Origin of the sequence: Streptomyces sp. CCM_MD2014 (assembly GCF_000772045.1) — a bacterium.
In the GTDB taxonomy this organism is placed as follows: domain Bacteria; phylum Actinomycetota; class Actinomycetes; order Streptomycetales; family Streptomycetaceae; genus Streptomyces; species Streptomyces salinarius.
Map to the genome: position 1 here is coordinate 6681685 of NZ_CP009754.1, position 19753 is coordinate 6701437.

General features: G+C 71.5%; 21 protein-coding genes. 18 read left to right on the forward strand and 3 right to left on the reverse strand.

The window, feature by feature from the left end; all coding sequences use genetic code 11:
• Positions 1 to 80 precede the first annotated feature (80 nt).
• The 11 genes from NI25_RS29680 (at position 81) to dapD (ending at position 8675) form a co-directional block, all read left to right on the forward strand.
• Positions 81 to 839 carry a helix-turn-helix transcriptional regulator gene (locus NI25_RS29680; RefSeq protein WP_061445393.1) on the forward strand — a complete coding sequence of 253 codons (759 nt, stop codon included), beginning with the start codon at positions 81 to 83 and terminating at the stop codon, positions 837 to 839.
• Positions 836 to 2257, forward strand: coding sequence for a Fe-S cluster assembly protein SufB (gene sufB, locus NI25_RS29685; RefSeq protein WP_061445394.1), 1422 nt, complete (start codon positions 836 to 838; stop codon positions 2255 to 2257). The genes NI25_RS29680 and sufB overlap by 4 nt, the downstream gene beginning before the upstream one ends.
• A 62-nt stretch (positions 2258 to 2319) precedes the next feature.
• A complete protein-coding gene (sufD, locus tag NI25_RS29690) occupies positions 2320 to 3504 on the forward strand; it encodes a Fe-S cluster assembly protein SufD (protein WP_061445395.1) in 1185 nt (394 codons plus the stop codon).
• Complete coding sequence (locus tag NI25_RS29695) at positions 3501 to 3818, forward strand: non-heme iron oxygenase ferredoxin subunit (RefSeq protein WP_061445396.1); 318 nt, start codon at positions 3501 to 3503, stop codon at positions 3816 to 3818. Before sufD ends, NI25_RS29695 begins: the two co-directional genes overlap by 4 nt.
• Positions 3819 to 3825: 7 nt before the next feature.
• Positions 3826 to 4590, forward strand: a complete 765-nt coding sequence (sufC, locus tag NI25_RS29700; RefSeq protein ID WP_061445397.1) for a Fe-S cluster assembly ATPase SufC — start codon at positions 3826 to 3828, stop codon at positions 4588 to 4590.
• Positions 4587 to 5843, forward strand: a complete 1257-nt coding sequence (locus NI25_RS29705) for a cysteine desulfurase (protein WP_061445398.1) — start codon at positions 4587 to 4589, stop codon at positions 5841 to 5843. The genes sufC and NI25_RS29705 overlap by 4 nt, the downstream gene beginning before the upstream one ends.
• Positions 5844 to 5860: 17 nt before the next feature.
• Entirely contained in the window at positions 5861 to 6331 is a 471-nt protein-coding gene (gene sufU / locus NI25_RS29710) for a Fe-S cluster assembly sulfur transfer protein SufU (protein WP_061445399.1), read from the forward strand.
• A complete protein-coding gene (locus NI25_RS29715) occupies positions 6328 to 6660 on the forward strand; it encodes a metal-sulfur cluster assembly factor (RefSeq protein WP_009187969.1) in 333 nt (110 codons plus the stop codon). The genes sufU and NI25_RS29715 overlap by 4 nt, the downstream gene beginning before the upstream one ends.
• Positions 6661 to 6762: 102 nt before the next feature.
• Positions 6763 to 7083, forward strand: a complete 321-nt coding sequence (locus NI25_RS29720; RefSeq protein ID WP_030403777.1) for a DMT family transporter — start codon at positions 6763 to 6765, stop codon at positions 7081 to 7083.
• Positions 7083 to 7676: a TetR/AcrR family transcriptional regulator gene (locus NI25_RS29725; protein WP_061445400.1), complete on the forward strand. Its 594-nt coding sequence runs from the start codon at positions 7083 to 7085 to the stop codon at positions 7674 to 7676. The genes NI25_RS29720 and NI25_RS29725 overlap by 1 nt, the downstream gene beginning before the upstream one ends.
• 9 nt (positions 7677 to 7685) lie before the next feature.
• Positions 7686 to 8675: a 2,3,4,5-tetrahydropyridine-2,6-dicarboxylate N-succinyltransferase gene (gene dapD, locus NI25_RS29730; protein WP_061445401.1), complete on the forward strand. Its 990-nt coding sequence runs from the start codon at positions 7686 to 7688 to the stop codon at positions 8673 to 8675.
• A 94-nt stretch (positions 8676 to 8769) separates the two neighbouring features.
• Here the strand turns inward: dapD and NI25_RS29735 are convergent, their stop codons facing one another.
• Positions 8770 to 8958, reverse strand: coding sequence for a hypothetical protein (locus NI25_RS29735; protein ID WP_061445402.1), 189 nt, complete (start codon positions 8956 to 8958; stop codon positions 8770 to 8772).
• Positions 8959 to 9077: 119 nt separating this feature from the next.
• On the opposite strand from NI25_RS29735, the gene NI25_RS29740 reads away from it, so the two are divergent.
• Positions 9078 to 9311 carry a hypothetical protein gene (locus NI25_RS29740; RefSeq protein WP_061445403.1) on the forward strand — a complete coding sequence of 78 codons (234 nt, stop codon included), beginning with the start codon at positions 9078 to 9080 and terminating at the stop codon, positions 9309 to 9311.
• On the opposite strand, the gene dapA is transcribed toward NI25_RS29740, so the two are convergent.
• Complete coding sequence (gene dapA / locus NI25_RS29745) at positions 9296 to 10216, reverse strand: 4-hydroxy-tetrahydrodipicolinate synthase (RefSeq protein ID WP_061445404.1); 921 nt, start codon at positions 10214 to 10216, stop codon at positions 9296 to 9298. The genes NI25_RS29740 and dapA overlap by 16 nt on opposite strands.
• Positions 10217 to 10376: 160 nt before the next feature.
• On the opposite strand from dapA, the gene NI25_RS29750 reads away from it, so the two are divergent.
• From NI25_RS29750 to NI25_RS29760, 3 genes are all read left to right on the forward strand, one after another.
• A complete protein-coding gene (locus tag NI25_RS29750; RefSeq protein WP_061445405.1) occupies positions 10377 to 10796 on the forward strand; it encodes a phage holin family protein in 420 nt (139 codons plus the stop codon).
• Positions 10793 to 11257: a DUF3618 domain-containing protein gene (locus NI25_RS29755; RefSeq protein WP_061445406.1), complete on the forward strand. Its 465-nt coding sequence runs from the start codon at positions 10793 to 10795 to the stop codon at positions 11255 to 11257. The genes NI25_RS29750 and NI25_RS29755 overlap by 4 nt, the downstream gene beginning before the upstream one ends.
• Positions 11258 to 11381: 124 nt before the next feature.
• Positions 11382 to 12110 carry an antibiotic biosynthesis monooxygenase gene (locus NI25_RS29760; RefSeq protein WP_061445407.1) on the forward strand — a complete coding sequence of 243 codons (729 nt, stop codon included), beginning with the start codon at positions 11382 to 11384 and terminating at the stop codon, positions 12108 to 12110.
• Positions 12111 to 12133: 23 nt separating this feature from the next.
• Here the strand turns inward: NI25_RS29760 and NI25_RS29765 are convergent, their stop codons facing one another.
• Entirely contained in the window at positions 12134 to 13975 is a 1842-nt protein-coding gene (locus NI25_RS29765) for an endonuclease/exonuclease/phosphatase family protein (protein WP_061445408.1), read from the reverse strand.
• A gap of 217 nt (positions 13976 to 14192) precedes the next feature.
• On the opposite strand from NI25_RS29765, the gene NI25_RS29770 reads away from it, so the two are divergent.
• From NI25_RS29770 to NI25_RS29780, 3 genes are all read left to right on the forward strand, one after another.
• Entirely contained in the window at positions 14193 to 15617 is a 1425-nt protein-coding gene (locus NI25_RS29770) for a hypothetical protein (protein WP_061445409.1), read from the forward strand.
• Positions 15618 to 16139: 522 nt separating this feature from the next.
• Positions 16140 to 17615, forward strand: coding sequence for a PhoX family protein (locus NI25_RS29775; protein WP_061445410.1), 1476 nt, complete (start codon positions 16140 to 16142; stop codon positions 17613 to 17615).
• 490 nt (positions 17616 to 18105) lie between these two features.
• Positions 18106 to 19692 carry a TROVE domain-containing protein gene (locus NI25_RS29780; RefSeq protein ID WP_061445411.1) on the forward strand — a complete coding sequence of 529 codons (1587 nt, stop codon included), beginning with the start codon at positions 18106 to 18108 and terminating at the stop codon, positions 19690 to 19692.
• Positions 19693 to 19753: the final 61 nt, after the last annotated feature.

Here is a 19753-nt window from a genome sequence, read left to right on the forward strand (position 1 = left end):
ATGCCTAAGTGACGCAGGGCACCGTCGGATGATCCGGACGCGGCTTGCCCGGCCCCGAGGAATTACGCAACAATGGCGTTGTGAAAAACGTCGGTGAGGCTCCGCAGGAGGAACTCGCGACCGGTGAGCGGTCCACCCGCAACCGGGTCGCGCGCTCCATCCTGGACCACGGACCGTCGACCGTCGCCGAGCTCGCCGGACGCCTGGGCCTGACCCAGGCCGCCGTCCGGCGCCACCTCGACGCCCTGGTCGCCGACGACGTGGTCGAGGCCCGACAGCAGCGGGTCTACGGCGCGCGCACGCGCGGACGGCCCGCCAAGGTCTTCGCGCTCACCGACTGCGGCCGGGACGCCTTCGACCAGTCGTACGACAAGCTGGCCGCCGACGCCCTGCGCTGGATCGCCGAGCAGCAGGGCGGGGAGCAGGCGATCGCCGCCTTCGCCCGCGCCCGGATCGCGGCCCAGTCGGGCGCGTACCGCAAGGCCGTGGAGTCCGTCCCCGCCGAGAAGCGGGCGGAAGCACTGGCCAAGGCCCTGACCAAGGACGGGTACGCTGCTACCGCGCGGAGCGCGCCCCACCCCCAGCAGGGCGAGCAGCTGTGCCAGCACCACTGCCCGGTCGCCCACGTCGCGGAGCAGTTCCCGCAGCTGTGCGAGGCGGAGACGGAATTTTTCGCCGAGCTGCTCGGTACGCATGTACAGCGGCTCGCGACCATCGCGCACGGCGACGGGGTCTGCACCACGTTCATTCCGAAGACTTCGCACGCGCCACCGACGGCGCGCGCGTCCGAGAACACCGCTCACGCATCTGCAAGCACGGCCGGGAGGAACCCCGCATGACTCTCCCCACGGAGACTGCTCACCCTGAGCTCGAGGGCCTGGGCAAGTACGAATACGGCTGGGCCGACTCCGACACGGCCGGCGCCTCTGCCAAGCGCGGCATCGACGAGGACGTCGTCCGGGACATCTCCGCGAAGAAGAACGAGCCGGAGTGGATGACCAAGCTCCGTCTCAAGGGCCTGCGCCTCTTCGAGAAGAAGCCCATGCCGAACTGGGGCTCGGACCTGTCGGGGATCGACTTCGACAACATCAAGTACTTCGTGCGCTCCACGGAGAAGCAGGCGGAGTCCTGGGAGGACCTGCCCGAGGACATCAAGAACACGTACGACAAGCTCGGCATCCCCGAGGCGGAGAAGCAGCGCCTGGTCGCCGGTGTCGCCGCGCAGTACGAGTCCGAGGTCGTCTACCACCAGATCCGCGAGGACCTGGAGGAGCAGGGCGTCATCTTCCTCGACACCGACACGGCCCTGAAGGAGCACCCGGAGCTCTTCAAGGAGTACTTCGGCACCGTCATCCCCGTCGGTGACAACAAGTTCGCCTCGCTGAACAGCGCCGTGTGGTCCGGCGGCTCCTTCATCTACGTGCCGCCGGGCGTGCACGTCGAGATCCCGCTCCAGGCCTACTTCCGCATCAACACGGAGAACATGGGCCAGTTCGAGCGGACCCTGATCATCGTCGACGAGGGTGCCTACGTGCACTACGTCGAGGGCTGCACCGCGCCGATCTACAAGTCGGACTCGCTGCACTCCGCGGTCGTCGAGATCATCGTCAAGAAGAACGCCCGCTGCCGTTACACGACCATCCAGAACTGGTCGAACAACGTCTACAACCTGGTCACCAAGCGCGCCGTGGCGTACGAGGGCGCGACCATGGAGTGGATCGACGGCAACATCGGCTCCAAGGTGACGATGAAGTACCCGGCCGTCTACCTGATGGGCGAGCACGCCAAGGGCGAGACCCTGTCCATCGCCTTCGCGGGCGAGGGCCAGCACCAGGACGCCGGCTCCAAGATGGTCCACATGGCGCCGAACACCTCCTCCAACATCGTCTCGAAGTCCGTGGCGCGCGGCGGCGGCCGCACCTCCTACCGCGGTCTCGTCGAGATCGGCGAGGGCGCCCACGGCTCCAAGTCGAACGTGCTGTGCGACGCGCTGCTCGTCGACACGATCTCCCGCTCCGACACGTACCCCTACGTGGACGTCCGCGAGGACGACGTGTCCATGGGCCACGAGGCGACCGTGTCCAAGGTCTCCGAGGACCAGCTCTTCTACCTGATGAGCCGTGGTCTGAGCGAGTTCGAGGCGATGGCGATGATCGTGCGCGGCTTCGTCGAGCCGATCGCCAAGGAGCTGCCCATGGAGTACGCCCTCGAGCTCAACCGGCTGATCGAGCTGCAGATGGAGGGCGCGGTCGGCTGACCTCGTCCGCCCCACCGCAGTCGCCAGATTCAGGAACGTAGGAAGAGAGCAGACCGACAGCCATGGCTGAGGCTCAGAACATCCCCGTGGGGTCCACCACCGCGGGCCAGATCGCGGTGGCCGCCGAGTCGACCGTCGCCACGCGCATGAGCGCACCCGCGTCCTTCGACGTGGCGGACTTCCCGGTCCCCCACGGCCGTGAGGAGGAGTGGCGGTTCACCCCGCTGGAGCGGCTGCGCGGGCTGCACGACGGCACCGCCGTCGCCACCGGTGACGGCGTGAAGGTCGACGTCGACGCGCCCGAGGGCGTCGTCGTCGAGACCGTCGGCCGTGACGACGCGCGCATCGGCAAGGCGGGCACTCCCGTGGACCGGGTCGCCGCCCAGGCCTACTCGGCGTTCGAGAAGGCCGGCGTGATCACCGTCCCCAAGGAGACGGTCCTCACCGAGCCGATCCGCATCGCCGTGCACGGCGAGGGCGGCACCGCCTACGCCCACCAGGTCGTCGAACTGGGCGCCTTCGCCGAGGCCGTCGTCGTCATCGACCACACCGGTGACGCGGTGCTCGCCGCCAACGTCGACTACGTCCTGGGCGACGGTGCCAAGCTGACCGTCGTCTCCGTCCAGGACTGGGACGACAAGGCCGTCCACGTCGGCCAGCACAACGCGCTGGTCGGCCGCGACGCCACCTTCAAGTCCTTCGTCGTCACCTTCGGCGGCGACCTGGTCCGCCTCCACCCGCGGGTCGCCTACGCCGGCCCCGGCGGCGAGGCCGAGCTGTTCGGCCTGTACTTCACCGACGCCGGCCAGCACCAGGAGCACCGCCTCCTGGTCGACCACAACGTCCCGCACTGCAAGTCCAACGTCGTCTACAAGGGCGCGCTGCAGGGCGACGACGCACACGCGGTCTGGATCGGCGACGTGCTCATCGAGGCCGCCGCCGAGGGCACCGACACCTACGAGATGAACCGCAACCTCGTCCTCACCGACGGCGCGCGGGTCGACTCCGTGCCGAACCTGGAGATCGAGACCGGCGAGATCGTCGGCGCCGGTCACGCCTCCGCCACCGGCCGCTTCGACGACGAGCAGCTCTTCTACCTGATGGCGCGCGGCATCCCGGAGCTGGACGCCCGCCGCCTGGTGGTCCACGGCTTCTTCGCCGAGCTGGTCCAGCAGATCGGCGTCGCGGACATCGAGGAGCGCCTGCTCAGCAAGATCGCGGAGGAGCTGGAGGCGTCGGTCGCATGACCTTCGTACGCGTCTGTGGAGCGGACGAGCTGGAGGAGGACACCCCGAAGCGGGTGGAACTCGACGGCACGCCGATCTCCGTCGTGCGGACCGACGGCGAGGTCTTCGCGATCCACGACATCTGCTCGCACGCGAACGTCTCGCTGGCCGAGGGCGAGGTCGACGACTGCCACATCGAGTGCTGGCTGCACGGCTCGCGCTTCGACCTCCGCTCGGGCAAGCCCGACAGCCTTCCGGCGACGCGCCCCGTCCCCGTATACCCCGTAAAGATCGAAGGGGACGACGTGCTCGTCTCCCTCACCCAGGAGTCCTGAGGCACCCATGGCAACGCTTGAAATCCGAGACCTGCACGTCACCGTCGAGGCCGACAACGCCACGAAGGAGATCCTCAAGGGCGTCGACCTCACCGTGAAGCAGGGCGAGACGCACGCCATCATGGGCCCCAACGGCTCCGGCAAGTCGACCCTCGCCTATTCCCTCGCGGGTCACCCCAAGTACACGATCACCGGCGGCTCCGTCACCCTCGACGGCGAGGACGTCCTGGAGATGTCCGTCGACGAGCGCGCCCGCGCCGGCCTCTTCCTCGCCATGCAGTACCCGGTCGAGGTCCCCGGCGTCTCCGTCTCCAACTTCCTGCGCACCTCCGCCACCGCCGTCCGCGGCGAGGCCCCCAAGCTGCGGCACTGGGTCAAGGAGGTCAAGGAGGCCATGGAGCGCCTCAACATGGACCCCGCCTTCGCCGAGCGCAACGTCAACGAGGGCTTCTCCGGCGGTGAGAAGAAGCGCCACGAGATCCTCCAGCTCGAGCTGCTCAAGCCGAAGGTCGCCATCCTCGACGAGACCGACTCCGGCCTCGACGTCGACGCCCTGCGCGTCGTCTCCGAGGGCGTCAACCGCGTCCGCGAGACCGGCGAGGTCGGCACCCTGCTGATCACGCACTACACGCGCATCCTGCGCTACATCAAGCCCGACCACGTCCACGTCTTCGCCAACGGCCGCATCGCCGAGTCCGGCGGCGCCGAGCTGGCCGACAAGCTGGAGGCCGAGGGCTACGAGGCATACACGAAGGGCGGCGCATCCGAGTGACACAGCTGCCGGGCCTCCTCGACACCGAGGCGATCCGCAAGGACTTCCCCATCCTGGACCGTCAGGTCCACGACGGGCGGAAACTCGTCTACCTCGACAACGCCGCGACCTCGCAGACCCCCCGCCAGGTCATCGACGTGCTCGACGAGTACTACGAGCAGCACAACGCCAACGTCCACCGTGGCGTGCACGTCCTCGCCGAGGAGGCCACGGCGCTGTACGAGGGCGCGCGTGACAAGGTCGCGGAGTTCATCAACGCGCCCTCGCGCGACGAGGTGGTCTTCACCAAGAACGCCTCGGAGTCCCTCAACCTCGTCGCGAACATGCTGGGCTGGGCCGACGAGCCCTACCGTGTGGACCACGACACCGAGATCGTCATCACGGAGATGGAGCACCACTCCAACATCGTGCCGTGGCAGCTGCTGGCGCAGCGCACCGGCGCGAAGCTCCGCTGGTTCGGTCTCACCGACGACGGCCGCCTGGACCTGTCCAACATCGACGAGGTCATCACCGAGAAGACGAAGATCGTCTCCTTCGTGCTGGTCTCCAACATCCTGGGCACCCAGAACCCGGTCGAGGCGATCGTGCGCCGCGCCCAGGAGGTCGGCGCCCTCGTGTGCGTCGACGCGTCCCAGGCCGCGCCGCACATGCCGCTGGACGTGCAGGCCCTCCAGGCCGACTTCGTGGCCTTCACCGGCCACAAGATGTGCGGCCCGACCGGCATCGGAGTGCTGTGGGGGCGCCAGGAGCTCCTGGAGGACCTCCCGCCGTTCCTCGGCGGCGGCGAGATGATCGAGACCGTCTCGATGCACTCCTCCACGTACGCCCCGGCGCCGCACAAGTTCGAGGCGGGCACGCCGCCGATCGCCCAGGCGGTCGGGCTCGGCGCGGCGATCGACTACCTCAACTCGATCGGCATGGACAAGATCCTCGCCCACGAGCACGCGCTGACCGAGTACGCCGTCAAGCGCCTGCTGGAGGTCCCGGACCTGCGCATCATCGGCCCCACCACGGCCGAGGAGCGCGGCGCGGCGATCTCCTTCACGCTGGGGGACATCCACCCCCACGACGTGGGCCAGGTCCTGGACGAACAGGGCATCGCGGTCCGGGTCGGCCACCACTGCGCCCGCCCCGTCTGCCTGCGCTACGGAATTCCTGCGACCACGCGAGCGTCGTTCTATCTGTACTCCACGCCGGCCGAGATCGACGCACTGGTCGACGGCCTGGAGCACGTACGGAACTTCTTCGGCTGACGGGACGAGCGAAGAGCATGAAGCTGGACTCCATGTACCAGGAAGTCATCCTGGACCACTACAAGAACCCGCACGGGCGGGGCTTGCGGGATGGCGACGCCGAGGTCCACCACGTCAACCCCACCTGCGGGGACGAGATCACGCTCCGCGTGAAGTACGACGGCACGACGATCAGCGACGTCAGCTACGAGGGCCAGGGCTGTTCCATCAGCCAGGCCAGCGCCTCCGTGCTGAACGACCTGCTGGTCGGCAAGGACCTGGCCCAGGCGCAGCGGATCCAGGAGACCTTCCTGGAGCTGATGCAGTCCAAGGGCAGGATCGAGCCCGACGACGCGATGGAGGAGGTCCTGGAGGACGCGGTCGCGTTCGCCGGGGTCTCGAAGTACCCGGCCCGGGTCAAGTGCGCCCTGCTGAGCTGGATGGCCTGGAAGGACGCGACGGCCCAGGCGCTGGAAGGCGCCGACGCCGAGAAGGAGACGACGGCATGAGCGAGACCGTGGAAATGAAGCCGGCCTCGGAGGAGGAGCTCCGCGAGGCCCTGATGGACGTCGTGGACCCCGAGCTGGGCATCGACGTCGTCAACCTCGGCCTGATCTACGGCATCCACGTCGACGACGCGAACATCGCCACCGTCGACATGACCCTGACGTCGGCGGCCTGTCCGCTGACCGACGTGATCGAGGACCAGGCCAAGTCCGCCACGGACGGCCTCGTCAACGAGCTGCGCATCAACTGGGTCTGGATGCCGCCGTGGGGCCCGGACAAGATCACGGACGACGGCCGCGAGCAGCTGCGCGCGCTGGGGTTCAACGTCTGAGCCACACCGGCAGCACTGTTCAGGGAAACGGCGGCACCTTCGGGTGCCGCCGTTTCCCGTGTTCGCGCCCGTCCGCGTCCGTCGTTATGTACGCTCGTACACATGGGATATCTGCTCCTGGCCGGAGCCATCGCCGCCGAGGTCGCCGGCACCACCGCCATGAAGTACAGCGAGGGCTTCAGCAGGCTCGTGCCGTCCCTCCTGACCGCCCTCGCCTACGTCCTCTCCTTCGCGCTCCTCGCCCAGACCCTGAAGATCCTCGCCGTCGGCACGGCATACGCCATCTGGGCCGGAGTGGGCACGGCCGCCATCGCCACCATCGGTGTGGCCTTCATGGGCGAGGGGATGACGCTCACCAAGGCCGCCGGCATCGCGCTGATCATCGTCGGCGTCGTCGTCCTCAATCTGGGCGGGGCGCACTGATGCCCCGCCGCCACGACCCGGAGCGCCGCCAGCGCCTCATCGACGCGGCGATCAGGGTCGTCGGACGCAAGGGCATCGCCGGGCTCAGCCACCGCACCGTCGCCGCCGAGGCGGACGTGCCGCTCGGCTCCACGACCTACCACTTCGCCACCCTGGACGACCTCATGGTCGCCGCCCTGCGCCAGGCCAACGAGGGCTTCGCCAAGGTGGTCGCCGCCCACCCCGCCCTGTCCGACCCGGAGGCCGACCTGCCCGCCGAACTCGCCCGCGTCCTCGGCGAATGGCTCGGCGGCGACCGCACCGGCGTGGAACTGGAGTACGAGCTGTACCTCGCCGCCCTGCGCCGCCCCGCCCTGCGCCCCGTCGCCGCCGAGTGGGCCGAGGGTGTGGGCGCCCTCCTCGCCGCCCGCACGGACCCGGTGACCGCCCGCGCCCTGGTCGCCGTCCTCGACGGCATCTGCCTCCAGGTCCTGCTGACGGACACGCCGTACGACGAGGAGTACGCGCGCGAGGTGCTGGCCAGGCTGGTCCCCGCGCCCGGTACCCGAGACGGCCGGGGTCCCGGCTCGCTTCCACCGGCGGCGGCCGGTTAGGTTGCCCTCATGACCGACACGACTGCTCCCCGCACCACCGGCGCCGTGGCCGCCGGCCTCGCCACGATCGCCGCCGACGGCACCGTCCTCGACACCTGGTTCCCGGCCCCCGAGCTGACCGACGAGCCCGGTCCTTCCGGCACCGAGCGCCTGAGCGCCGAACGGGCCGCCGAGCTCCTCGGCGGCGGCGCCACCGCCGCGGTCGGCCCGGACGCCCGCCGCGGTGTCGAGGTGGTCGCGGTCCGCACGGTCATCTCCTCGCTGGACGAGAAGCCGCTCGACACGCACGACGTCTACCTGCGCCTGCACCTGCTCTCCCACCGCCTGGTCAAGCCGCACGGCCTCAGCCTGGAGGGCCAGTTCGCCTTCCTCGCCAACGTCGCCTGGACCTCGCTCGGCCCGGTCGCCGTGGACGACATCGAGAAGGTCCGCCTCAACGCCCGCGCCGAGGGCCTGCACCTCCAGGTCACGTCGATCGACAAGTTCCCCCGCATGACGGACTACGTCGTCCCCAAGGGCGTCCGCATCGCCGACGCCGACCGGGTCCGCCTCGGCGCGCACCTCTCCGCGGGCACCACGGTCATGCACGAGGGCTTCGTCAACTTCAACGCCGGCACGCTGGGCACCTCGATGGTCGAGGGCCGCATCTCCGCGGGCGTCGTCGTCGGCGACGGCTCCGACATCGGCGGCGGCGCCTCCACCATGGGCACCCTCTCCGGCGGCGGCAACGTCCGCATCACCATCGGCGAGCGCTGCCTGGTCGGCGCCGAGGCGGGCGTCGGCATCGCGCTGGGCGACGAGTGCGTGGTCGAGGCCGGCCTCTACGTCACCGCGGGCACCCGCGTCACGATGCCCGACGGCCAGGTCGTCAAGGCCCGCGAACTCTCCGGCGCCTCCAACATCCTCTTCCGCCGCAACTCGGTCACGGGCACGGTGGAAGCCCGCCCGAACAACGCCGTGTGGGGCGGCCTGAACGAGGTCCTGCACAGCCACAACTGAGCCGACGCCGGTTCCCGAGCGCCCTGTCCGCCCGTCGTGGGGAGGGCGCTCAGGCGTATCCGGGTCCGCGGCCGCGGGGCCGGGCCCACGGCGCTCACCGTTTCAGGGCGCGGTACCTCTTCAGCAGCGCGCCGATGCGGGCCTGGTCGGCGGATCCGTTCAGCTCGGTCAGGAGGTCGTCGGGGCACAGCTCGTAGTGGTCGCCCCACCAGCGGCGGCCCTTGGTGTCCCAGATGCGGTATCCGCCCGGCACGCCCCGGGCCACGTAGCGTCTTCTGCTCATCGGGGGCAACCGTATCCGCACGTACGGATGACTGCCCGTGACCTACCGGTGGGCTCGGCTGATGAACGGGTGGACGCAGAGTCCGATCACACGCCGATCAGACGGGACGAGGGGCCGGGATGACGACGAACGAACGGGTGGGGGCCGTGGGGCGCCTGCTGGCCGGGGCCGGAGCCGCGGTGCTGGTGTGCTGGGCGGCGGCGGGGACCGCGCACGCGGACGAGACCACCACCGGGTCGCACAACGGCCCCAGGGTCGGCCTGCTCAACGTCCACGTCGGGCAGATCGACGACCCGGCGGAGGACGTCCTGGAGCACACCCTGCTGTTCGGCGACGGCTACGCCTGGAGCTGAGCGGTGCCGGCGGCCAGTTCCTCGTAGGCCGCCAGCAGGCCGGCCGTGGTCTCCGGGTCCGCGGGCCGCAGCGGCGCCCGGACCGGCCCCGCCGGCAGGCCCAGCGCGCCGAGCAGGGCCTTCGCGGTGACCGTGCCGGGCAGGCCGGCCGCCATCATCGACTCGACGAGCGGGACCGCCCGCCGCTGGAGCAGGGCGGCCCGCCCGGTGTCGCCCGCGTCGAAGGCGTCGAGGACGGACCGGAACAGGTCCGGCACGACGTTGGCGACGGTGCTGACGTATCCCGTCGCACCGATCGCGTAGAGGGCGAGCACCTGTTCGTCGCAGCCCGCGTAGTACGCCAGATCCGTGCGGGCGAGCACCTTCTGGGTGCCGAGGAGGTCGTACGAGCAGTCCTTGACGGCGACGATCCGGGGGTGCCCGGCCAGGCGGACGACGGTGTCGGGCTCGATGCGGGTGCCGGTGCGGCCCGGGATGTCGTACAGCATCAGGGGCAGACCGCTCGCGTCGGCGACCTCGCGGAAGTGCGCCTCCAGCGCGTCCTGCGGCGGCCTGCTGTAGTACGGGGCGACCACCAGCAGTCCGTCCGCGCCGGCCTTCTCGGCGGCCAGCGCCAGTTCCACGGTGTGCCGGGTGTCCGCGGTGCCGACCCCCGCGACGAGTGCCGTGCGGCCGCCGACCGCCTCCCGGACCGCCGCCACCAGGGCCGCCTTCTCGGCGTCCGTCGTGGTCGGCGACTCGCCGGTGGTGCCGGACAGCACCAGACCGTCGCAGCCCCGCGAAACCAGGTGCTCCGCGAGGCGCCGGGCACCGTCGAGATCGAGCGCGCCGGACTCGGTGAAGGGCGTGACCATGGCGCACAGGGTGCGGCCGAAGGGGGCGGGGCGGCGGGCGTCTGTCGTCATGGGAGTAGTGTCGGCGGCCCGACGGTGTAGCTCCACTTAATTCTCCTACGAGGTACCTGTAAGGGATGCTTCGCATCGGAGTGGGGGCGGTACGGGCGCGGGTAGTGCCGCTCGGGCCGGGGTACCCGGGGTGCTCCGAACCGAGAGGAGGCGGGAACCCGTGACCGGAACCATGCACACCAGGCCGGTGCGCGACGAGCAGCACTCCGTGGGCGAACTCGTCGGACAGGCCACCGAACAGCTCTCGCGCCTCGTGCGCCAGGAAGTGGCCCTCGCCAAGATGGAACTGGCCGAGAAGGGCAAGCGCGCCGGGGTCGGCGGCGGAATGCTCGGTGCCGCGGGCGCCATCGCCTACGTGGGCCTGTTCGCCCTGGCCGGCACGGCCGCCGCCGCGCTCTCGCTGGTGCTGCCCGTCTGGGCCGCGGCGCTGATCGTGACGGGGGCGCTCTTCGTGATCGCCGGCATCCTGGCCGTGACCGGTCGCGCCCAACTCCGCCGGGCCGTACCCCCCAAGCCCGAGGAGACCCTCGGCAGCGTCAGGGCCGACGTCGACCAGATCAGGGAAAGGGCACATCGATGACCGACGCGACGAGCCGGGACGGTACGAGGAGCGGCTCCACCGCGCAGCCGGTCGGCGGGGCCAAGGGCCCCGACGAACTGCGGCAGCAGATCGAACAGACCCGCGGCGAACTGGGCGACACCGTGGAGGAACTGGCGGGCAAGGCCGACGTGAAGGGCCGCGCCAAGGCCCGGGCAGCCGACCTGAAGGACAAGGCCGGTGCCATGACCGTGCAACTGCGCAGTTCCGCCGCACACGCCGGACACGCCGTGCAGGACAAGGCGGGCCGGGCCGGCCGCACCGCGCACCACACAGCAGGGCGGGCCCAGGACGCCGCGGAGCGGCACGCGCCGCCGGGCCGGGCGCGGGGCGCGGTGCGCGCGGGGCTCGGACATCCGCGCGCCGTGCTGGTCGCCGGGGCGGCGGCGGGCGTGGTGGTCGCGGCGGGCCTCGTGCGGCGCCGTCACCACGGGCCGTGCTGAGAACACGCCGCCCGGCAGGGATTTGACCTCAACCTTGGTCGAGGTCGGAGGGTGGTGCGTGCACCCACCGTGCGCGCACCACCCTCGGTGTGCGCCCGACGACCACCGACCACCGGAGGCCGGCATGACCCGCCGCACCGACGCCCACCCCCGGCTCACCCGCCCCGACGCCCTGGCGCCCTTCTTCAGTACCTGGCGAGTGGGCACCCCCGAACGGCAGCGGCGGACCGTCGAAGCCATCGCCCGCGCCTGGGAGAGCCGGACCTGGCCCGCCGAGGACCTGCGCGGCTACCACGTCTACACCGGCCATGACGGCAGCACCCTGCTCCACCACTCCCAGTGGGCGAGCGAGCAGGCGTACGAAGCCTTCGCGCTGGCTCCGGCAGCCGCTTCGCCGCGGACGCGCCGGCAGGAACGCGTTGACGAGATCGACACCGCCGTGCCGGGCATCGAGCGACTGCGTCTCGGCCGGTACCGGCGGTACCGCAGCCTCACCCGCGAGGACGGCGCGGCGCCCGTCCCGGGGTGTGTCGTTATCGTCGACGTCGAGTTCGAGGGGCCGGACCCCGAACGGCAGCGCGCCTGGGTGGACGCCGTCTGCGAAGCCCTGGCGAGCGAGCCGAACCCGCACCCCGGGGGCATCTCCGCCCACTTCCACCTGAGCACCGACGGGACCCGTGTCCTCAACTACGCCGAGTGGGAGAGCGCCCAGGCCCACATCGACGCCCTCGCCGCACCCGGCGTCGGCGTCGGCTCGGCGACGTCCGCGTGGGAGCGGGTCCGGAACTGGCCGGGCCTGAAGAGCAGCACGGTCGGCCGCTACGACCACGCGCTGGGCCTCGTGCCCGGCTGAACCCGCCCCCCGGGGTGCGCCGGTTACGGACGGAACCGCAGCACCTGCGGGTCGTGGTCGCTGATCTGGTCGTGGAACTCGGCGTTGACGTGCACGCTGTCGTAGGACAGCCGGCCGCCGCGGCGGACCGACGGGCTGACCAGGATCTGGTCCAGGACCTGGCTGTTGCCCTGGTAGACGTACGAGTAACGCTCGCTCCGCGGCAGCGACTTCACGGCGGACCACAGGGCGCCGCCGTCCTCCAGCAGGCGCGCGGTCTCGGAGAACTCGAAGTCGTTGATGTCGCCGAGGGCGACGACGTCCGCGTTCTTCTGGGTGGCCAGGATCTCCTTGACGAAGGTGTTCACCACCTTCGCCTGGGCGTGGCGCTGGGTCTCCGAACCGCGCGACGGCGGCTGGTACTGCGCCGTCAGACCCTGGTCGCCGCCCTTGGAGTTGAAGTGGTTGGCGATGACGAACACCGTCCGGCCGCGGAAGACGAACTCGCCCGCCAGCGGCTTGCGGCTGTCCTCCCAGGCCGGGTCCGCCGGGTCGACCCGGCCGGGGGAGAGGGTCAGCGCCGCCTTGCCGCGCACTTCGCGCACCCCGGTCGCCGTGGTGGCGTCGCCGCCTGCACGGTCGGTGAACGAGACCCGCTCCGGGTTGAACAGGAACGCCTGGCGGATGTTGCCGCCGGGCTGGCCGCCGTCCGCCTTGTCGACCGGGTCGATGCCCCGCCAGTCGTAGCGCGGGCCGCCGGCCGCGACGATGGCGTCGATCAGCTTGCCGACCGTCTCGTCGGCCGCGACGGTGCCGTCGTCCGTGGCGCCGTTGTTGTCCTGGATCTCCTCCAGGGACACGATGTCGGGCGACTTCAGACGGTGCACGATCGTTTCGGCGTGCGCGGTGAAGGTGTCGTCCGAGGGGTCGAGGTTCTCCACGTTGTACGTCGCCACCGCCAGCTCCCGCGCGCTCTGCCGGCGCGTCGACTCGCGCTCCGTACCGCCGCTCTCCAGGGTGCCGATCTCGCTCGCGACCAGGGTGTAGCCGCCGTACTGGTTGTAGTCCAGCGGACCGGCGGTGGTGCCGGCCAGCCTGTCGCCCACGGTGGCCTCGGGGAAGTCGGCCGGCTTGCCCAGCGACTGGATCTGCAGCCGGCCGGAGTTCTGGTCGTCGTAGGAGCCGTAGACCGTGCCGCCGCGGCGGTTGGCGTTCTCCCACGGCTTCACCGTGACCCACAGTTCGGTGTACGGGTCCGAGGCGCCGACCACCCGGGCGTCGGAGACCCGGACGTTCATGCCCTCCAGGGACTCGTAGTAGTCCAGGGCGTACTGCGCGGGCCTCAGCGGCAGGGCGTTGACCGACCCGTTCGCGCTCGCGTCGCCCTCGGGGGCGTACGCGCGGGGCACGGAACGGGCGGAGACGGTCGTCGCGGCCGGGAGCGGGTTGCCGCCCGAGACGACGGTCACCGTCGGGCGGGTGATCTCGGTCAGCGACTGGTTCCCCGAGGAGGTGCCGCCGGGCACGTACTCCGAGACCGTGCCGGAGACGGTGACCGCGTCACCGACGGCGACCTCCGGGGCCTTGCCGGTGAAGACGAAGACGCCCTCACTGGTGGCCGGGTCGGCGTCCGGCCGCGGGTCCTGGATCCAGAAGCCCTTGGAGGAGCCGTAGCCGCGGACGCCGGTGACGATTCCGGCCACGTCCGTGACCTGCCGGCCGGCGTACGGGGACAGCCGGGTGCTGCCCTGGATGTCGTGGACGCGCACGGGGTCCGCCGGGGCGGAACCGGCGTGCGCGGGCACGGTGAGGACGACGGTGGACGCGGCCGAGCAGACGGCGGCGACGGTGAGCGCGGCAAGGCGCGCGGAGGACTTGCTGGCCAACGGATCCCTCCGGGGATGTGACGTGGCGCGGGGACTCTACGCGCGTCAATCTCCTGCCTGGTCCGGCCAGTTGTCAAGGTTTCGGCCATGTACACCACCCGACGGGGAGATGAACCGGGCGGCATGGGGCGAAACCCGTCTAGGCTGAGCCGTTGAGCCGTACGCGGTCCCCACGCGGCCGTACGGCGGTCAAGAGGCGCGCGAGGAGAAACTTCCGATGTCAGACAGCTCCACCCTGCCGCCCGCACGGCTGCGCCCCGAAGCGGAGCTGGCCCGCGACGCGCTGTCCGCGCCGGTGCTCGCCCGGGCCGCGCGACTGGCCCGCTGGGCCGGTCCCGACACCCGCGTCGACGCCGGGGGCGGACTCGTCGAGGAACAGCTGCCCGCGGCGGCCGAACGGCTCGGGCTGAGCGGGGACGACGCCGCCGCGTACGCGAGCGAGGCCTGGCGGATCGCCGTGGACACCGGGCTCGTCGAGATCACCGACGAGGAGGCGGGCACCGTGACCGCAGGCGAGGACCTCGCCCTGCTCACCGGCTCTCCCCAGGACGTGCTCGGCGTCTGGCAGACCGCCCTGGAGGCGGTCCTCGCCGACGCGAGCGTGCCCGACCTCGACGACCTGGTCGACGCGATGTCCGAGGGCGGCGAGGTCGACCTGTCCTCCCTCGACTGGGACCCCGACGCCGAGTCCGAGTTCCTCGACGGTGTGCTCGGCAACCTCTACCTGCTCACCGTCGGCGAGGACGGCCCCGGCGACGCCCCGGTGCCGCTGCCCGCCCTGGCCGCCTCCATGATCGTTCCCAGCGACATGGGCGAGCCCAGCAACGAGGTCCTGGAGCAGGTGTCGGACGCGATGATGCGCCTGGACGACCAGTTCCGGCTCCTCGAACCGGTCGGCCTCGTCGAGTACCAGCCGGTCGACGAGGCGCTCATGGCCGACGCCGACGAGGAGCCCGCCGCCCCCGTCGACGAGGCCGACATCGCCCGCTACGGCATGGTGCGGCTCACCCCGCTCGGCCTGTACGGACTGCGCGCCCGGCTCCTGGACGCCGGCTTCGACGCCCCGGCCGTCGGCGACCTCGCCGACAAGGGCGCCGACGCGCTGCTCGACGGCACCGCCCCCTTCCCGCCCGCCGCCGCCCACGCCGAGACCGAGCTGTGGCTGGCCGGACGCGGCCCGCTCGACGCCGCCCGCGAACTGCTCGCGGCGGCCCGCGGCTCCGACACCGGCGCGCCCCTGCGCCGGCTCCGCTGCCAGCAGGCGCTCTCCCTCGTCGGCACCGAGGCAGAGCCCGCGCTGCGGGAGGTCCTCGACGACTCCGAACTGGGCGGTCTGGCCCGTGTCTGGCTCACCGAGCACGGCGCGCGGGACGTGCCCGCCCCGCCGCAGGAGATGGTCTTCTGGCTGACCATCGACACCGTCGCCGCTCAGCTCGCCGCCGAGGGCAACTCCGAGGAACTGCGCGCCCTGGTGGAGGGCCTCGCACAGCAGCACAGCGGGTTCTTCGACACGGCCTGGAGGGTCGAGCACCCTGCCACGCCGGACGTCCTGGAGGCGATGGGACGGCTGCACCCCGACAAGAAGATCGCCAAGGAGGCCCGCAAGGCGGCGTTCAAGGCCCGCTCCCAGCAGGGCGGCTGACGGACGGCGCGGGACGCGGGAGCCCTGCCTGGCCGGCCGCGGACGGGCGGGGGAGAGGCGGTCGGTCCGCGTGCGTGGCGTCCGCGTGCGGTGGCCTTCGCGGGCGCTGGCAGGCCCGTGGCCGCGAGCGCCGCCGGACGCGGCGACCGACTCGCGGTCCGGCGCAGCGGTCCGCTCCCGCCCGTTGTGCCCTCGGGACCGGCGGCCCGGAACGGCAGAGGGCCGGGCGGCAGACGGCCGTGGGGCAGCAGGGGCATGGGGGCCGGGGACCGTGGGAGGACCCGCCCGGGCGGTGTCGGCCTCCGCGTGGGCGCGCGGGCGACCGTGTGAGGCGGGCGCGTCCGGCTGGTTCACGGCGGGAATGGGCGGTTGGCCGGCGGCTCACCCGGCGGGAGGCGTCTTCGCCCGTTCAACTGCCGTTCAGGAACCGCCGGGACTCCCGTTCAGGCGCGGGCGGAACCGTGACGCCCGACCGAGGTCCGCCACCCTCCACGGCTTCGCCCCACCGTCACAGGAGACACCATGTCGCTCACCCGCAGGGATTTCGCCGGCCGATCCGCGCTCACCGGCGCCGGGGTCGTGCTGGCGGGCAGCGTCGGCGCCCTCGCCACCGCCCCCAACGCCCTCGCGTCCACGGACACCGACAGCGTGGAGGCGGAGCACGGCCACGGTCACGGACACGACCACCACCACGGCCACGACGGAGTCGGCTACGGACCCCTGATCCCGGACCCGGACGGCATCCTCGCCCTGCCCGCGGGCTTCCGGTACGAGATCATCACCTACTCCGGCCGGACCAGGCTGGAGTCCGGCGAGCACACCCCGTCCAACCACGACGGCACCGCCGCCTTCGACGGCCCGCGCGGCACCACCCTCCTCGTCAACAACCACGAACTCGGCGGCCACCGCGACGGCTGGCCCCACCCCGTCCCGCTCACCGAGGGCCTCGTCTACGACCCGGCCGCCGCCGGAGGCTGCACCGTCGTCGAGGTACGCCGCGGCGGCCACGTCGCCGAGTGGGTCGGCATCGCCGGCACCGCCACCAACTGCGCCGGCGGCAGCACCCCCTGGGGCACCTGGCTGACCTGCGAGGAGACCGAGGACAAGGCCGGCAAGAACGGCATGACCAAGGACCACGGCTACGTCTTCGAGGTCGACCCCGAGGACCGCCGCGCCAACCGCGACCCCCAGCCCGTCAAGGCGCTCGGCCGCTACGCCCACGAGGCCGTCGTCATCGACCCCAAGCGCGGCCACGCCTACCTCACCGAGGACGCCTCCGGCCCCAACGGCCTGCTCTACCGCTGGACCCCGCCGGAGCACTTCCGGCACGGCCGCGGCCGGCTGCGCACCCTGGCCGCCGACGCGGGGGTCCTCCAGGCCTTCAAGTGCTTCGACTCCGGCGGCAGGTTCGTCGACGACCTCTCCCGCGCCACCAGGACCGGCACCGTCTACGGCGTCGACTGGGTGGACGTCCCCGACCGGGACGCGCGGACCACCTCCGTGCGCAAGCAGTTCGCCGCCGGTGAGGTCACCCGCGCGCGCAAGCTGGAGGGCATGTGGTGGGCCGACGGCGGCGCCTACATCGTCTCCTCCTTCGCCCGTGACGAGAGCCCCGGCCGCCCGCACGACGGCCAGGTCTGGTTCTACGACCCCAAGCGCCGCACCCTCACGCTGAAGGTCCTGCTCGGCGTCAACGCCGACCCGTCCGCCGACGGCGCCTTCGACGGCCCCGACAACATCACCGTCTCCCCGTACGGCGGCCTGGTCATCGCCGAGGACGGCGACGGCGTCCAGCACCTGTTCGGCGCCACCGACAGCGGCCGCACCTACCCCATCGCCCGCAACGAACTGAACCTGGGCACCGAGGACGACCCCGAGTACAGCGAGTTCACCGGCGTCACCTTCTCGCCCGACGGCCGCACCCTCTACGCCAACATCCAGACGCCGGGCATCATGCTGGCCATCACCGGACCCTGGAAGCGCCAGAAGCGCCGGTAATTAATTCGGTCGCCCGAACGACGGCCGCCCTTTTAGAGTGATGAACGTCCAGGTGCGAAGGCAGGACCTACTTCCACTCATAATGGGGCGGCCACGGGTTCGAGTCCCGTCACCGGCACAACGCGCCGGTGTAGCTCAGGGGTTAGAGCACCTTGTCGGTTCCGCCGACCTGAACTCTGGACACCTACAACTTCACGCACCTCCCGGTGCGCGGGCCGCGGCTACTTCTTCTGCAAAAAGAATCCCATGCCGCTGCCCAGTTGATCTCGGGAGGCCCAGCAGTCGAAGGGTGCCCGGTGCGCAGGCAGCGGCTACTTCCTTTGATCGGACGGTTGCGGGTTCGAATCCCGTCATCGACCTCGGGTCGGTGTAGCTCAATTCGGCAGAGCATCCGCACAGTTCCGTCGCCGATTCCGACCTCGGGCACCCTTCTGCTGCCGTGTCTCCCTCCGGAAAGTCTCAAGATTTCGAGAATTCGGGGGAATTCACCATGGCGCGATTCAACACCAAGGCCGCGAAGGCGCAGCCCACCTCGCGCGTGACCTCGACGGGCCGCGTGCTGCGCACCTACGAGGGCGGCCGGGGCACCGAGCGCGACGCGCGCTCCGAGCTCTTCCTGCTGTCGGTGGCCAACTTCGTGTCCCAGCAGACCTTCTACGAGTCCGGCGCCGCCCGCGACGACCGCTTCGCCACGCTCGTGCGCGAACTCGCCCTCAGCGACCCGTCCTGGACCGCCGGCCTGCTCGGCTGGCTGCGCGGCGAGGGCAACCTGCGCACCGCCTCGATCGTCGGCGCCGCCGAGTACGTCAAGGCCCGCCTCGACTCCGGCGTCACCGACGGACCGTCGAACCGGCAGGTGATCGCCTCCGTCCTGCGGCGGCCCGACGAGCCCGGCGAGCTGCTCGCCTACTGGACCGCGACCTACGGCCGCGCCGTGCCCAAGCCGGTCAAGCGGGGGATCGCCGACGCCGTGCGGCGGCTCTACCACGGCAAGTCGCTGCTGACGTACGACACCGCGTCCAAGGGCTACCGTTTCGGCGACATCCTCAACCTGGTGCACGCGGCGCCCGACCCGGACAAGCCCTGGCAGGGCGAGCTGTTCCAGTACGCCCTCGACCGCCGGCACAACCCGGACACCGCGGTGCCGCCCGCCTCGAACCGCGTCCTGACCGCGCACCGCGAACTGATGGCGCTGCCCGTCGACCAGCGGCGAGCGGTGGTCACGGCGCCCGACGGCGCCGAGCGGCTCGCGGCGGCGGGCATCACGTGGGAGGTGCTGGCCGGCTGGCTCCAGGGGCCGATGGACAAGGCCGCCTGGGAAGCGGTGATCCCGTCCATGGGCGCCATGGCGCTCGTCCGCAACCTGCGGAACTTCGACGAGGCCGGTGTCTCGGACGAGGCCGCCGCCCGGGTCGCGGCGCGGATCAGCGACCCGGGCGAGGTGGCACGCTCGCGGCAGTTCCCCTTCCGCTACCTCGCCGCCTACCAGCACGCGCCGTCGCTGCGCTGGTCGTACCCGCTGGAGCAGGCGCTCGGCCACTCGCTGGCCAACGTGCCCGCGCTGGGCGGCCGGACGCTGATCCTCGTGGACCGCTCGGGTTCGATGTTCTACTCCCGGCTGTCGGACCGCTCCGAGCTCACCCGGGCCGACGCGGCGGCGGTCTTCGGCACGGCGCTGGCGCTGCGGGCGGCCGACGCGGACCTGGTGGAGTTCGGTTCGTCGAGCAACCGCGTGACTTTCCGCAAGGGCGAGTCGGTGCTGAAGATGCTGGACCGGTTCGGCAACCTCGGCGGCACCGACACCGCCGAGGCGGTACGGCGCCACTACAAGAAGCACGACCGGGTGCTGATCGTCACCGACGAGCAGTACGCGTACAGCCGGCACGGCGACCCGACCGAGCAGGTCCCGGCGCACGTGCCGGTCTACACCTGGAACCTCGCCGGGTACCGGGCGGGCCACGGCCCGTCGGGACGGGCGAACCGGCACACGTTCGGGGGCCTTTCGGACGCGGCGTTCCGGATGGTTCCGCTGCTCGAGGCGGGCCGGGACGCCGACTGGCCCTGGGCAGCGGCCTGAGTCCGGACCGCCGTCCGTCCGCGGCCCGGCCCCGCACCTGATCGCGGGGCCGGGCCGGGCT